General features: G+C 72.0%; 10 protein-coding genes and 1 tRNA gene. 6 read left to right on the forward strand and 5 right to left on the reverse strand.

Annotated elements, in window-relative coordinates:
• Positions 1-370: 370 nt before the first annotated feature.
• From BJP40_RS22075 to purM, 3 genes are all read left to right on the forward strand, one after another.
• The gene (locus BJP40_RS22075; RefSeq protein ID WP_071281815.1) at positions 371-1,273 is read left to right on the forward strand and encodes an META domain-containing protein; all 903 of its coding nucleotides are present in this window, start codon (positions 371-373) and stop codon (positions 1,271-1,273) included.
• 275 nt (positions 1,274-1,548) lie between these two features.
• Positions 1,549-3,075 (forward strand): amidophosphoribosyltransferase, encoded by a 1,527-nt coding sequence (purF, locus tag BJP40_RS22080; protein ID WP_071274388.1) that lies wholly within the window; start codon positions 1,549-1,551, stop codon positions 3,073-3,075.
• Between the two features lie 100 nt (positions 3,076-3,175).
• Positions 3,176-4,255 (forward strand): phosphoribosylformylglycinamidine cyclo-ligase, encoded by a 1,080-nt coding sequence (gene purM, locus BJP40_RS22085; protein ID WP_071274385.1) that lies wholly within the window; start codon positions 3,176-3,178, stop codon positions 4,253-4,255.
• 55 nt (positions 4,256-4,310) lie between these two features.
• Here purM and BJP40_RS22090 read toward each other — a convergent pair whose 3' ends face one another.
• A complete protein-coding gene (locus BJP40_RS22090; RefSeq protein WP_071274382.1) occupies positions 4,311-4,559 on the reverse strand; it encodes a DUF3073 domain-containing protein in 249 nt (82 codons plus the stop codon).
• Between the two features lie 526 nt (positions 4,560-5,085).
• Positions 5,086-6,165, reverse strand: a complete 1,080-nt coding sequence (locus BJP40_RS22095) for a Glu/Leu/Phe/Val dehydrogenase (protein WP_071281827.1) — start codon at positions 6,163-6,165, stop codon at positions 5,086-5,088.
• Positions 6,166-6,328: 163 nt separating this feature from the next.
• On the opposite strand from BJP40_RS22095, the gene BJP40_RS22100 reads away from it, so the two are divergent.
• Both BJP40_RS22100 and bldC read left to right on the forward strand, forming a co-directional pair.
• A complete protein-coding gene (locus BJP40_RS22100) occupies positions 6,329-7,183 on the forward strand; it encodes a hypothetical protein (protein WP_071281817.1) in 855 nt (284 codons plus the stop codon).
• A 779-nt stretch (positions 7,184-7,962) separates the two neighbouring features.
• Complete coding sequence (bldC, locus tag BJP40_RS22105; RefSeq protein ID WP_003949541.1) at positions 7,963-8,169, forward strand: developmental transcriptional regulator BldC; 207 nt, start codon at positions 7,963-7,965, stop codon at positions 8,167-8,169.
• 463 nt (positions 8,170-8,632) lie between these two features.
• Here the strand turns inward: bldC and BJP40_RS22110 are convergent, their stop codons facing one another.
• Complete coding sequence (locus BJP40_RS22110) at positions 8,633-8,875, reverse strand: DUF6274 family protein (protein ID WP_071281819.1); 243 nt, start codon at positions 8,873-8,875, stop codon at positions 8,633-8,635.
• A gap of 225 nt (positions 8,876-9,100) precedes the next feature.
• On the opposite strand from BJP40_RS22110, the gene BJP40_RS22115 reads away from it, so the two are divergent.
• Entirely contained in the window at positions 9,101-9,424 is a 324-nt protein-coding gene (locus BJP40_RS22115; RefSeq protein ID WP_071281821.1) for a DUF6191 domain-containing protein, read from the forward strand.
• Positions 9,425-9,785: 361 nt separating this feature from the next.
• Here BJP40_RS22115 and BJP40_RS22120 read toward each other — a convergent pair.
• Positions 9,786-9,860 (reverse strand) — tRNA-Asp (locus BJP40_RS22120).
• 117 nt (positions 9,861-9,977) lie between these two features.
• Positions 9,978-13,916 (reverse strand): ATP-dependent RNA helicase HrpA, encoded by a 3,939-nt coding sequence (gene hrpA / locus BJP40_RS22125; protein WP_071281822.1) that lies wholly within the window; start codon positions 13,914-13,916, stop codon positions 9,978-9,980.
• Positions 13,917-14,185: the final 269 nt, after the last annotated feature.

A 14,185-nucleotide genomic window follows, 5' to 3' on the forward strand; every position in this document is an offset into this window, starting at 1 on the left:
ACTGCCGGGCCGCGTCCAGTGCGGCCCCCACCCGTGCGGGACCTCCGCGTCCTGCCGGGCCGGCAGGCGCGCACCCCGGGCCCGCGTCCGGAGCCCGCGCCTGCCGGACGGCTCAGCCAGAGTGCCGCTCCGGAGCCCGCTCTCCGGTTCGGCGCCCGCGCCTGCCGGACCGGCCACCCCGCCAGGTGCGTCCGACCGGGCACCCCATGTACGACCGTGCCCCCTGACGCCCATCCCCGGGCGCATCCGCGGGCGTCCGACCGGGCCGCGCCCCGCCCGCGGAAGCGGAGCCGTCCCCGCCCACGGCCACCGGAGCCCACCCGGGCGGCCCGTCCCGGAACCGTTCCGCCGGCCGGCCCGTCAGAGCGGCATGCGGAACACCAAGCAGCAGCACCCCGTCGCCGCGGTCGCCCTCGCCGCCGCGCTGCTCCTCGTCACCGCCGCGTGCGGCACCGCAGGTCCGGGCGGTGGCGCGGCAGGCGGGTCCGAGCCGGCGCCCCCACCGCTCCACGGCGTCCACTGGACCGTCGACAGCGTCACCGTGGACGGCACCCGGACCAGCGCGCCCACCCGCACCCCGCACGTCGAGTTCAGCCCCGGCGCCGCCCGCGGCTCCCTCGGCTGCAACCAGTTCACGGCCACCGCCGCGACCAGCGGCGACACCGTCCGCCTCAGCGAGCTGACGAGGACGGAACGGGCCTGCGACGAGCCGGTCCAGCGCTTCGAGGAACTGCTGCTGCGGACCCTCACCGGCGGCGCCCTGCGCACGGAGCCGGCCGACGGCCGACTCACGCTGCGGACGGAAGGCGGCGACACCGTCGCGCTCAGCGAGGAACCCGCCGCCGAACTCACCGGCACCACCTGGACGGTCGACGGCCTGCTCGCCGGCCCGGCCGCCGGAGACACCGCCTCCAGCCTGCCCGTGGGGACGGAAGGACGCGCCCACCTCACCGTCGGCGCCGACGGAAGCACACGCGGCAACCTCGGCTGCAACACCTTCACCGCCGACGTCACCGTCACCGAGAGCCCCGGCACCCTGACCTTCGGTCGTCTGGCCACCACCCGCAAGCTCTGCGGGCGGCCCTCCGGCGAACTGGAGGAACGGCTGGTCGCCGTGGTGCGCTCGGGGCCGCTCGCGTACCGGATCGAGCACCGCACCCTGACCGTCACCGCTCCGGACGGCACCGGGTTCACCGCCCGCGCCGAAGCACCCGGCGCCCCCGACTCGCCCGGCGGCACGGCGAGCGCCACCAGCCCTGCTACTCCCGAGTAACCCACCGGTCGGCCGCTCCCGCCGCTCCCCGGGCCGTGCGAGGTCCGTCACATCCCGGGCCGCTCCGGCGGCCCCGCCCGGCGCCCGGAACCCCGCGCCTCCGGAGCTCCGCCACACCGGGGGTTCCCCTGACCAGGCCGTGTTTCGCGGGGCGCGGGCGCGGCCGTGGCGGGAGGGCGGCGGGCCCCGCGACCGGACGTGCCCGCCCCCGCTCCGCGCACCGGCGGCGCATCCCCAATTCGGACCAGTGCTCGGTCTCGCCTACACTCGGTGGCGTGCCACGTGGTGACGGTCGACTGAATCACGACCTGCTTCCCGGCGAGAAGGGCCCCCAGGACGCTTGCGGCGTCTTCGGTGTCTGGGCTCCGGGCGAAGAGGTCGCAAAGCTCACGTACTTCGGGCTCTACGCCCTCCAACATCGGGGTCAGGAATCCGCGGGAATCGCGGTCAGCAACGGCTCCCAGATCCTCGTCTTCAAGGACATGGGACTCGTGTCCCAGGTCTTCGACGAGACCTCCCTCAGCTCCCTCCAGGGTCATATCGCGGTCGGACACGCCCGCTACTCGACCACCGGCGCCTCCGTCTGGGAGAACGCCCAGCCGACCTTCCGGGCCACCGCCCACGGGTCCATCGCGCTCGGCCACAACGGCAACCTGGTCAACACGGCCCAGCTCGCCGAGATGGTCGCCGATCTCCCCAAGGAGAACGGCCGCGCCACCCAGGTGGCGGCCACCAACGACACGGACCTCGTGACGGCCCTCCTCGCCGGACAGACCGACGACGACGGCAAGCCGCTCACGGTCGAGCAGGCAGCGGCGAAGGTCCTCCCGTCCGTGCGGGGCGCCTTCTCCCTCGTCTTCATGGACGAGCACACCCTCTACGCCGCCCGCGACCCCCAGGGCATCCGCCCGCTGGTCCTCGGCCGGCTGGAGCGGGGCTGGGTCGCCGCTTCCGAGACCGCCGCCCTCGACATCGTCGGCGCCAGCTTCGTCCGCGAGATCGAGCCGGGCGAGCTCATCGCCATCGACGAGAACGGTCTGCGCACCTCCCGCTTCGCAGAAGCGAAGCCCAAGGGCTGCGTCTTCGAGTACGTCTACCTCGCCCGGCCCGACACCGAGATCGCCGGCCGGAGCGTCTACCTCTCGCGTGTCGAGATGGGCCGGAGGCTCGCCAAGGAAGCCCCCGTCGAGGCCGACCTCGTCATACCCACCCCGGAGTCCGGCACCCCCGCCGCCATCGGCTACGCGGAGGCGAGCGGCATCCCGTTCGGCGCCGGCCTCGTGAAGAACGCGTACGTCGGCAGGACCTTCATCCAGCCGTCCCAGACCATCCGCCAGCTGGGCATCCGCCTGAAGCTGAACCCGCTCAAGGAAGTCATCCAGGGCCGGCGCCTGGTCGTCGTCGACGACTCGATCGTCCGCGGCAACACCCAGCGCGCCCTCGTCCGGATGCTCCGCGAGGCGGGCGCCGCCGAGGTCCACATCCGGATCTCGTCGCCCCCGGTGAAGTGGCCCTGCTTCTTCGGCATCGACTTCGCCACCCGCGCCGAGCTGATCGCCAACGGCATGTCCGTGGACGAGATCGGCAGATCGCTGGGCGCCGACTCCCTGTCCTACATCTCCCTCGACGGCATGATCGAGGCGACCACGATCGCCAAGCCGAACCTGTGCCGCGCCTGCTTCGACGGCGAATACCCGATGGAGCTGCCCGACCCGGAGCTGCTCGGCAAGCAGCTGCTGGAGACGGAGCTCGCCGCGGGGCCGGCCGCCACGGCCGCCACCGACGCGCTGCGCCGCCCGTAGGCCGCGCCGGGCCGTCGCCCGCCTTCCCCTCCCCACCCACCCCTTCTCCGCACGTTCCTCCGCAGCAACCTCCGGCTGTACGACACGAAAGCTCTGACCCATGTCTCAGACTGTGAGTGCCGATGGCGGCGCCAGCTATGCCGCCGCGGGCGTCGACATCGAGGCGGGTGACCGCGCCGTCGAGCTGATGAAGGAGTGGGTGAAGAAGACCCAGCGCCCCGAGGTCCTCGGCGGCCTCGGCGGCTTCGCCGGGCTCTTCGACGCCTCCGCCCTCAAGCGCTACGAGCGGCCGCTGCTGGCCTCCGCGACGGACGGCGTCGGCACCAAGGTCGACATCGCCCGCCGCATGGGCGTGTACGACACCATCGGCCACGACCTGGTCGCCATGGTCATGGACGACATCGTCGTGTGCGGCGCCGAGCCGCTGTTCATGACGGACTACATCTGCGTCGGCAAGGTCCACCCCGAGCGGGTCGCCGCCATCGTCAAGGGCATCGCGGAGGGCTGCGTCCTGGCCGGCTGCGCCCTCGTCGGCGGCGAGACCGCCGAGCACCCCGGGCTGCTCGGCCCGGACGACTTCGACGTGGCCGGCGCCGGCACCGGAGTCGTCGAGGCGGACCGCCTGCTCGGCCCCGATCGCATCCGTACGGGTGACGTGGTCGTCGCCATGGCCTCCTCGGGCCTTCACTCCAACGGGTACTCGCTCGTCCGCCACGTGCTGTTCGACCGGGCCGGGATGTCGCTGGAGCAGCAGGTCGAGGAGCTCGGCCGCACCCTCGGCGAGGAGCTGCTGGAGCCCACGAGGATCTACTCGCTGGACTGCCTGGCGCTCACCCGCACCACCGACGTGCACGCCTTCAGCCACATCACCGGCGGCGGCCTGGCCGCGAACCTCGCCCGGGTCATCCCCGACGACCTGCACGCCGTGGTCGACCGGTCCACGTGGTCCCCCGGTGCGATCTTCGACCTGGTCGGCAAGGCCGGTCAGGTCGAGCGGCTCGAACTGGAGAAGACCCTGAACATGGGTGTCGGCATGATGGCCGTCGTGCCCGCCGACTCGGTCGACGCGGCGCTGGCCACCCTCGCGGACCGGGGCCTCGACGCCTGGGTCGCGGGAGAGGTCACCGAGCGCGGCGACCGTGCATCGGGCGCCGTCCTCACGGGCGACTACGCGAGCTGAGCAGCCAAAACCGGTCCGGGGCGAGGCCCCGGACCGGTTCAGGAAAGCTCAGGCGTCAAGCGCCACGACGGTGCGAGGACGGATCGCTTTCCTCGTCCTCGTCGTCGGTGTTGTACAGCTCCGCGTAGCGAGCGTACGGGTCGTCTTCCTCGTCGTCGTCCTCGAACGGCTCAGCGTTCGGAGGCTGACTCGAAGTCGATGCGCCCAGCTCTTCGGCCAGGCGTGTGAGGTCCGTCCCACCGCTGTTGTACTTCAGCTGGCGGGCGACCTTCGTCTGCTTGGCCTTGGCCCGGCCGCGCCCCATGGCTCGACCCCCTCGGTGACAGGGCTCGACGGCCCCAGAGTCTTGACACGCGTTCACGATTCGGGACGGACTCCCCGTGGGGAGACCGGCCCGTAGGGCTTCAACGGTACCTGCTTCCGCGGCCATACGGTACGCCGCCCGCATGACGCGCCTCGGAGCCGAACCTGCGAGGAGCCCCGTCCCCGCTGGTCAGCTGCGATTTTAACCTCTTCCTGAGGTCGACCCGCAGACCGGCGTGAGTCTTGTCTCTCTGTCGGCGAACAGATGTCTGTACGAACGCACGAAGAGGCGGAGCCTCCCCGAGGAATCCGACGCGGACGCACGCTGCCGCCCGCCGGGTACCCCTGTCAAGGGTGCATGCCCGGCGGGCGTCTTCTTCCTGTCCGGAAACAAACCATCGAGTGAGCGTTTCCCCCGTGGGTCCGTATCCGCGGCCTACCGCCGGACATGGGTGCTGCCGCGGCGGTGGCCGGTACAGGGCGGCGGATGCCCGCGGCGGCCCGGTGGGGGCGCCGCGGGGCGGGGGTCAGCGGCGGGCGTCCGCCATCCGCTGCTCGGCGATCCTGTCGGCTGCCGCAGCCGGGGGAATGCCATCCGTCTTCGCACGTGCGAATATTTCCAGCGTGGTGTCGAAGATCTTCGTGGCCTTCGCCTTGCACCGGTCGAAGTCGAAGCCGTGCAGCTCGTCCGCGACCTGGATCACACCGCCGGCGTTGACGACGTAGTCCGGCGCGTAGAGGATCCCGCGCTCTTCGAGGTCCTTCTCGACACCCGGGTGTGCGAGCTGGTTGTTGGCCGCGCCGCACACCACCTTCGCCGTCAGCACCGGCACGGTGGCGTCGTCCAGGGCGCCGCCCAGCGCGCAGGGCGCGTAGATGTCCAGGCCCTCGGTGCGGATCAGGGCCTCGGTGTCGGCGGCCACGGCGACCTGCGGGTGCTTGTCGGTGATCCGGCGCACCGACTCCTCCCGCACATCCGTGATCACGACCTCCGCGCCGTCCTCCAGCAGGTGCTCCACCAGGTAGTGGCCGACCTTGCCGACCCCCGCGACGGCCACCTTGCGGCCGCGCAGGGTCGGGTCGCCCCACAGGTGCTGCGCGGAGGCCCGCATGCCCTGGAACACGCCGTACGCGGTGAGGACGGAGGAGTCCCCCGCGCCGCCGTGCTCGGGGGAGCGGCCGGTGGTCCAGCTGCAGGTGCGGGCGACGACGTCCATGTCGGCGACGTACGTGCCGACGTCACAGGCCGTGACGTACCGGCCGCCGAGGGAGGCCACGAACCGGCCGTACGCCAGCAGCAGCTCCTCGGTCTTGATCTGCTCCGGGTCGCCGATGATCACGGCCTTGCCGCCGCCGTGCTCCAGGCCGGCCAGGGCGTTCTTGTACGACATCCCCCGGGAGAGGTTCAGCGCGTCCCTGACGGCCTCCTCCTCGGAGGCGTACGGGTAGAAGCGGGTGCCGCCGAGGGCGGGGCCCAGGGCGGTCGAGTGGAGGGCGATGACGGCCTTCAGGCCGGTGGCGCGGTCCTGGCACAGCACGACTTGCTCGTGGCCGCCCAGCTCCGAACGGAACAGGGTGTGCAGGACGCCGTCGGTCACATCGGTCACGGTGGTGACTCCCAAGTACGAAGCGGCATTACGGACCCCTCCTGTGGGTGGGGAGGCGATCCGTTCGGCAAGAGAGTAAGTGCTACCTGGGCGTAGGTATCCCGCAGTGCGCAGGATCACCTCCTCGGAGTACCGACGGGTACCGGCGTGGAAGGATTCCGGCATGCCGGCTGACTCCTCCCTCGCCGTCCCCTACGCCTCCTACCTGCGGGTGTACGAGCCGCTCGCCGCCTTTCCCGAACCCGAACGCGGGCACTGGGAGCACTACGCGCAGCGCGCCCTGCGGGGGGAGACCCCCACGGCCCAGGACGAGCTGCGCCGCTCGCTGGCCGACCTGCTGCCGACGCCGCCCGTCCCGGTGCCGGTGCACGAGAGCGGGGACGCATTCGTGGCCGAGGTCGGCGGGACGGTGTGCGTCTGCCCCTGGCGGACCCGGCTGCGGGGCTGGCTGGCCCTGGCCGAGCTGCCGGGGCTGCTGCCGCCCCCGGTGCTGGACGCGGCCCTGCCGCCGGTGGTGCGGGAGCAGGCGGCGGCGGACCACGAGCAGTGGCGGGAGCGGAACCCGGACGCGCGGCCGTGGATCAGGAGCGCGGCCTGGCAGGTGCCCGTGCGGTGGTTCACGCTCTTCGCGGACGAGGAGCGGGAGTACGTGCCCGCCGGCGGCGCCGGCAAGGCCGCGGTGCTGCGCTACCGGACGCCGATGGTGCAGGCGCGCCGGCGGGTGGCGCGGTCGTTGAAGACGCTGCGGGACGCGATGGACGAGGGGCCGCTCACCGAGGGTTTGGTAGATGTGGGGCGGTGGCTGGAGGAGTTCCACCCGCGGGCGCTGGTCGAACTGGACTACGGCGGGCTGGTGTACGCCCTGTCCGCCGAGTGGCTCGCCGGTGACCGGTCGGCCGCGGACGTGGCGGAGGGGATGGCCGCGCTGCGGGCCGGCGACGGCGAGGCCGCGGGCGCGGCGTACGAGCGGCTCGCGGAGCGCTGGCGCACGGTGCGGAACCTCCAGTCGGCGAGCTGAGGTCGCGGCGCGACCGGAGACCGGCTGATCTGCGGCGGTCTGCGGTCTGCGGTCTGCGGTCTGCGGTCTGCGGTCTGGCGACGGCCGGGTGCCGTCGGGCCGTGCCGGGCGTCGGCGGCGCTGCGGCGGTGCCGTGAGGCAGCCGGCCGGCTCCGGCTGTGCGTCGGAGGGGCTGCCGGTCCGCTGGTCGGTCCGCGTGGGCGGTGGACCGTGCCGGGCTGTCCGGGCGAGAGCTGTCCGGAAGGCGGGCTGCCGGTGGGCTCGTGGGCGCGGCGTACACCTCGGCGGGTGGCTGTCGTGGCCACCGGGGCACTCGCGTCGGCTGGGGGGCGCGAGGCCCTTACCTGATACCGGACCTATGCCTCAAGGGTGATGGATAGCACTAACAGCGGCTCTTGCGTCGATCACCCGACCTCGTGCCAAAATAGGACAAGGAGTCCGGGGAGGGCTCCTTCCGTCCGCATACGGGACGGAAGGCTCAGCATTGCACGCTATGGGGGGTCTGGTGGCTCCTGATCGCTCTGTGACTGATCGTCACTGTGACGTGACTGTCCGCTATGGCATGGTCCATTGGCTTCCGCCGCTGATGGACACCTGAGAGGGCAATTCCATCGGTTTGGCCGAACGTGGCTGGACAGATGGTGTAGTTGTAGTGCCGAGGACAAGCCGTTCGTCCTATAACCGACTCGGCCCGCGTCTGCCATTTCGGGCAACGCGGGTCAAGGTGCAGAATTTAGAGGAAAGAACCGAGAACGTCGGTTCTCCCGAGGAGGCCGCTCATGACCGCTCGCACCCCTGATGCAGAGCCGCTGCTCACCCCCGCCGAGGTCGCCACGATGTTCCGCGTGGACCCGAAGACGGTGACCCGCTGGGCGAAGGCAGGCAAGCTCACGTCCATCCGCACCCTGGGTGGGCACCGCCGGTACCGCGAGGCGGAGGTCCGCGCTCTGCTGGCCGGCATTCCGCAGCAGCGCAGCGAGGCCTGAACTCTCTCCACACCCCTGTGAAACGGGCAAGTCCGGGTCCCCCAACTCGGTTCGCCCGCTTGTGGCTCCACTGACGGCCGCCCGCCCCAACGGGTCGCCGTCGGCGTCGCGCCGGACTCCGCCGGGTCCGGCGCGATTTTTTGTGCCCTGAAGGATGCGTGGTGGGGCGCGGGGTTTCGCTTCCCGGCGCTTTCCCGGTGGCGCGCGCCGCGGTCCCGCGGGCGCCCTGGAGGGTGGGGCGGGTGTGTGGCGGGCGGCGCGGGGCGGCCGGTGAGGGCCGAGGGGTGGTCGGGGGTGGCGGGCGGCTGCCGGGAGAGTGCCATTGCACGTATTAAATTGGCCTGTTGTAGGGAGGGGGTAAGGGAAGCGCTTTCTGAAAAAGGTTCCGTGACTCCCGTCACAGCGCTGAAGGCTTGCGCACCACTGGGTCACGGGTGTTGGCGCACCGTCAACACCGGGGCCGTCAGGGCAGCGTGGACGGTTCGCCGTCGGTGCCCGAGGAGGGCTCCAGGGGCGTGCGGGGCGGGTGCGGCGCGGGCGGTCCGGGGAGCAGGGCGGGGAGCTCGCTGAGCTCGGCGAGTTTCCGGAGCCGGTGGCAGACGGGGCACCGCCGGGTCAGGTGCCGGTAGCCCCGCGCACCCGAGGCCGCCGCGAGGTGGGCCCGCAGCAGCGCGCGGGTCTCGTGCTTGGCCGTGGTCGCCGCCATGCGCGTCACCTCCGCTGAAGGGCACCGGTGCCCTGCTGATGGGGTACCGGGACCGCGGAGGCCCGTCAAGACGGCCCGTCGCATTCCGGCTGCGGTCCCCGCACGGTGGCGCGGCCGCCGCCCGCCCGGGGCGTCCCGCGTACCACTCTGGTCTCCACCACCCCCGCCGCCAAGGGCCGTTGGGCCCTGCGGCGCGGGCCCCGGCGCCCCCGGGGACACTGGAGCATGGAGTTCGTCATCTTCCTGACCCTGCCGGGACTGGTCCTCCTGCTGACCGCGCTGGCCTTCGCGGACCAGCTCCTGCTGCGTGCGGGCCGGGCGGGCCTGCTCCCGTGGCGCAACGGCGCGCGCACCGGCCAGATATCCGCGACCGGCTTCGAGCAGCTGCACGCGAGCATGTCGCCGGGCAAGCAGTCGGAGCTGAAGGAGCGGCAGTCCGCCCTGCTGCAACGGGACGACGAGGAGGACGGGGCGCCCCCGCACCGCACTCGCGTGGACCTGGAGGGCGGCACCGCGGTGGTCCGCCTCCCCCCGAAGGGCGCCGAATGATCCGGGCGGGTGGGCTGCGGCCCGCGCGCGGCTCGCGGGCAGTCGCGGTCCGGCCGCGCCCCGCCTGCGGCGGTGCCGGCTCGCCCAGCGTCCTGCGGAGCGCACGGAGGGTACGGAGCGCACGGAGGGCGCCGTGGTCGACAGGGCGGGCGAAGCCGGGTGCGCCGTGGACGGCGGGCGGAGCACGGACGGGGCCCGGCGGCGCGGGCTGCGGTAACCCGCGAGGCCCGGCGGGCGGTACGCCACGGCCCGCCGGTGGCCGTCGCGACAGCCTGCGCCTCCTACGGAGCCGTGACCCTCGAAACAGGCGGCAGGACGACGAGAGGCCCGCGCCTGATGGCGCGGGCCTCTCGATCTGCTGCGGTCCTGACGGGATTTGAACCCGCGGCCTCCACCTTGACAGGGTGGCGAGCACTCCAAACTGCTCCACAGGACCAGGTTTCGCAGCCCGTTGGTGTTCCCTGGCTGCGAGGAAGACTGTACCCCAGGTCAGAGGGTGCGGTCGACTTCACACAAGGCGACCGCACCGTCACCGGACGGCGGTGCCGCCGGGTCACGGGGCCAGAGCGTCGATGGCCTTCACGATCCGCTTGTCCGACACCGGATGGGCCGTGCCCAGGGCGTGCGCGAAGTAGCTGACCCGCAGCTCCTCGATCATCCAGCGGATGTCGAGCGCCTCCCGCGGCACCGGGCGTCCCTTCGGGAACTGCTCCAGCAGCCAGGCGTACTCGTCCTGCATCTCGTGGACCTTCGCCATGCGCGTGGTGTCCCGCTGCACGGACGTCGGCATCTGCTGGAGCCTGCGGTCGGCCGCCACCAGATAGCGCATCAGGTCGGGCAGCCGCCGCAGCCCGGTCGCCGTCACGAAACCGGGCGGCATCAGGCGCGCCAGCTGCTCCTTCACGTCCTGGACGTTGTTGATCAGCGCCAGGCTGTTCGTGGACTTCAGACGGCGCTCGCAGGACTGCCACGCGGCCAGGACCTGCTGGACCTGGTCCACCGTGCGGATGGTCAGCTCGACGAGGTCGGTGCGCACCTTGTCGTACAGCTTCCGGTACGACTCCTCGTCCCACGCCGGCCCGCCGTGGTCGGCGATCAGCCGGTCCGCGGCCGCCGTCGCGCAGTCCTCGAACAGCGCCTGCACGGAGCCGTGCGGGCTGCGGGACAGCGCCAGCTTCTGCTGGTTCGTCAGCCGGTCCGAGGCGAACTTCGCCGGGTTCACCGGGATGTTCAGCATGATCAGCCTGCGGGTGCCCTGCCACATGGCGCGCGCCTGCTCGGCCTCCGAGTCGAAGAGCCGCACGGCGACCGTCTCGCCCTGGTCGACGAGCGCCGGGTACGCCTTGACGGGCTGGCCGCCCCGCTTGGTCTCGAAGACCCGGGTGAGCGTGCCGATCGTCCAGTCCTTCAGGCCCGTGCGCTCCAGCGACCGGCCGGAGCCCGAGGGGCCCGACGTGGCGGCCGCGGCGGCCTTCGACAGGGCCTGGCGGGCCTTCGGGCGCAGCTTCAGCTGGAGCGCCTCCAGGTCCTTGTCCTCGGCCAGCTTGCGGCGCCGCTCGTCGACGATCCGGAACGTCACCTTCAGGTGGTCGGGGACCTTCGCCCAGTCGAAGTCGTCGCCGGCCACCGGGACGCCCACCATCCGCTGGAGCTCGCGGGCCAGCACGGTCGTCAGCGGCTCGGCGCTGGGCTCCGCCACGGCCAGGAACCGCTGCGCGAAGTTCGGCGCCGGCACGTAGTTGCGGCGGATCGGCTTCGGGAGGGAGCGGATCAGCTCCGTCACGACGTCCTCCCGCAGACCGGGGATCTGCCAGTCGAAGCCCTCGTCCACGACCTGGTTCAGCACCTGCAGCGGGATGTGGACGGTGACGCCGTCGGCGTCCGCGCCCGGCTCGAACTGGTACGTCACACGGAACTTCAGCCGGCCCTGCCGCCACGAGTCCGGGTAGTCGGCCTTGGTGACCGCCCCCGCCTTCTCGTTGATGAGCATCTCCCGCTCGAAGTCGAGCAGTTCCGGCTCCTCGCGGCGCTTGTGCTTCCACCACGAGTCGAAGTGCGCGCCCGACACGACGTGCTCGGGCACCCGCTGGTCGTAGAAGTCGAAGAGGGTCTCGTCGTCGACGAGGATGTCCCGGCGCCGCGCCCGGTGCTCCAGCTCCTCGACTTCGGTCAGCAGCCTGCGGTTGTCCGCGAAGAACTTGTGGTGGGTGCGCCAGTCACCCTCCACCAGCGCGTGCCGGATGAACAGCTCCCGGGACGCCTCCGGGTCGATGCGCCCGTAGTTGACCTTCCGCTGGGCGACGATCGGCACGCCGTACAGCGTGACCTTCTCGTACGCCATGACGGCCGCCTGGTCCTTCTCCCAGTGCGGCTCGGAGTACGTGCGCTTCAGCAGGTGCCCGGCGAGCGGTTCGATCCACTCGGGTTCGATCTTCGCGTTGACCCGCGCCCACAGCCGGGACGTCTCCACGAGCTCCGCCGACATCACGAAGCGGGGCGGCTTACGGAACAGCGCCGAGCCGGGGAACACCGCGAACTTCGCGTTGCGCGCCCCCAGGTACTCGTTCTTCGCGCCGTCCTTGACGTCCTTCATCCCGACGTGGGACAGCAGCCCGGCCAGGAGCGAGACGTGGATCTGCTGGTCGCCCGCGTCGTCCTCGTTGAGGTGGATCCCCATCTGCTTGGCGACCGTGCGGAGCTGGCTGTAGATGTCCTGCCACTCGCGGATCCGGAGGTAGTTCAGGTACTCCGTCCTGCACATGCGGCGGAACGCCGACGACGACAGGGTCTTCTGCTGCTCGCGGACGTAGCGCCACAGGTTGAGGTAGGCGAGGAAGTCGGACGTCTCGTCCTTGAAGCGGGCGTGCTGCTGGTCGGCCTGCGCCTGCTTCTCGGCGGGCCGTTCGCGCGGGTCCTGGATCGACAGGGCCGCCGCGATCACCATGACCTCGCGCACGCAGCCGTTCTTGTCGGCCTCGACGACCATGCGGGCCAGCCGCGGGTCCACCGGCAGCTGGGCGAGCTTCCGGCCGAGCTGCGTGAGCCGCTTCTTCGGATCCTTCTGCGTCGGGTCGACGGCGCCGAGCTCCTGGAGGAGCTGCACGCCGTCGCGGATGTTGCGGTGGTCGGGCGCGTCGATGAAGGGGAACTTCTCGATGTCGCCGAGACCGGCCGCGGTCATCTGGAGGATGACGGAGGCGAGGTTCGTCCGGAGGATCTCCGCGTCCGTGAACTCGGGGCGGGCGAGGAAGTCGTCCTCCGAGTACAGCCGGACGCAGATGCCGTCGCTGGTGCGGCCGCAGCGGCCCTTGCGCTGGTTGGCGCTGGCCTGGCTGACCGGCTCGATCGGCAGCCGCTGCACCTTGGTGCGGTGGCTGTAGCGGGAGATGCGGGCGGTGCCCGGGTCGATCACGTACTTGATGCCGGGGACGGTCAGCGACGTCTCGGCCACGTTCGTGGCGAGCACGATCCGGCGGCCCGCGTGCGCCTGGAACACCCGGTGCTGCTCGGCGTGCGACAGCCGGGCGTAGAGCGGCAGGACCTCGGTGTTCCGCAGCTTCTTCTTGATCAGCGCGTCGGCGGTGTCGCGGATCTCCCGCTCGCCGGAGAGGAAGACCAGAATATCGCCGGGCCCCTCCGCCTGGAGCTCGTCGACGGCGTCGCAGATCGCGGTGACCTGGTCCCGGTCGGCCTCGTCGGAGTCCTCTTCGAGGAGGGGCCGGTAGCGCACCTCCACCGGGTAGGTGCGGCCGCTGACCTCGACGATCGGGGCGTCCCCGAAGTGCCGGGAGAACCGCTCCGGGTCGATTGTCGCGGAGGTGATGACGACCTTGAGGTCGGGGCGGCGGGGGAGGAGCTGGGCGAGGTAGCCGAGCAGGAAGTCGATGTTGAGGGACCGCTCGTGGGCCTCGTCGATGATGATCGTGTCGTACGCGCGCAGCTCGCGGTCCGTCTGGATCTCGGCGAGCAGGATGCCGTCCGTCATCAGCTTGACGAAGGTGGCGTCCGGGTCGACCTGGTCGGTGAAGCGGACCTTCCAGCCGACCGCCTCGCCGAGCGGCGTGTCCAGTTCCTCCGCCACGCGCTCGGCGACGGTGCGGGCGGCGATCCTGCGGGGCTGCGTGTGCCCGATCATGCCGCGCACCCCGCGGCCCAGCTCCAGGCAGATCTTGGGGATCTGCGTGGTCTTCCCGGAGCCCGTCTCACCGGCGACGATCACGACCTGGTGGGCGCGTATCGCCTCCAGGATGTCGTCCTTCTTCTGGCTGACGGGCAGCTGCTCCGGGTACGTGACCTCGGGCACCCGGGCGGCCCGCGCGGCGGTGCGGACGGCTGCCTTCTCCGCCTCGGTGGCGATCTCGTCGAGGACGGCCTGCCTGGCCTCGGGCTTGCGGATGCGGCGGACGCCCTCGAGACGGCGGCCGAGCCGGTGGGCGTCGCGCAGGGAGACCTGGGCCAGCAGGGTCTGCAGGTCGGCGAAGGAAGTAGACATACCGTGTCCCAGGATCTCACCCGCGGCTCCGGAGTGGCGAACCCATTTACCCGTACCATTTCGGCAGCTGTGCCCCGTATCCGTCGAGGAGACCCCGTCCATGTCGCGTCCCGGAGATCCGCGCGGCGCCGCGGCGACGCTCCGGGCCGCGGCGGCGGCCTCCGCCCTGGCCGTGCTCGCGGTGCTGGCGGCCCTGGTGTGCGCGCACCCGGCGGGCGGCCTTCCCGCCGCCGGACCGGCCGGCGCCCGCACGTCCGCCCCCGGAGCGG

This window comes from Streptomyces sp. CC53 (assembly GCF_001865245.1).
GTDB lineage: Bacteria > Actinomycetota > Actinomycetes > Streptomycetales > Streptomycetaceae > Streptomyces.

Coding starts and splice junctions, on each gene's coding strand:
- BJP40_RS22075 (WP_071281815.1), top strand. CDS start 371: ATGCGGAACACCAAGCAGCAGCACCCCGTCGCCGCGGTCGCCCTCGCC.
- purM (WP_071274385.1), top strand. CDS start 3,176: ATGTCTCAGACTGTGAGTGCCGATGGCGGCGCCAGCTATGCCGCCGCG.
- BJP40_RS22090 (WP_071274382.1), bottom strand. CDS start 4,559: ATGGGGCGCGGCCGGGCCAAGGCCAAGCAGACGAAGGTCGCCCGCCAG.
- BJP40_RS22100 (WP_071281817.1), top strand. CDS start 6,329: ATGCCGGCTGACTCCTCCCTCGCCGTCCCCTACGCCTCCTACCTGCGG.
- bldC (WP_003949541.1), top strand. CDS start 7,963: ATGACCGCTCGCACCCCTGATGCAGAGCCGCTGCTCACCCCCGCCGAG.
- BJP40_RS22110 (WP_071281819.1), bottom strand. CDS start 8,875: ATGGCGGCGACCACGGCCAAGCACGAGACCCGCGCGCTGCTGCGGGCC.
- BJP40_RS22115 (WP_071281821.1), top strand. CDS start 9,101: ATGGAGTTCGTCATCTTCCTGACCCTGCCGGGACTGGTCCTCCTGCTG.
- hrpA (WP_071281822.1), bottom strand. CDS start 13,916: ATGTCTACTTCCTTCGCCGACCTGCAGACCCTGCTGGCCCAGGTCTCC.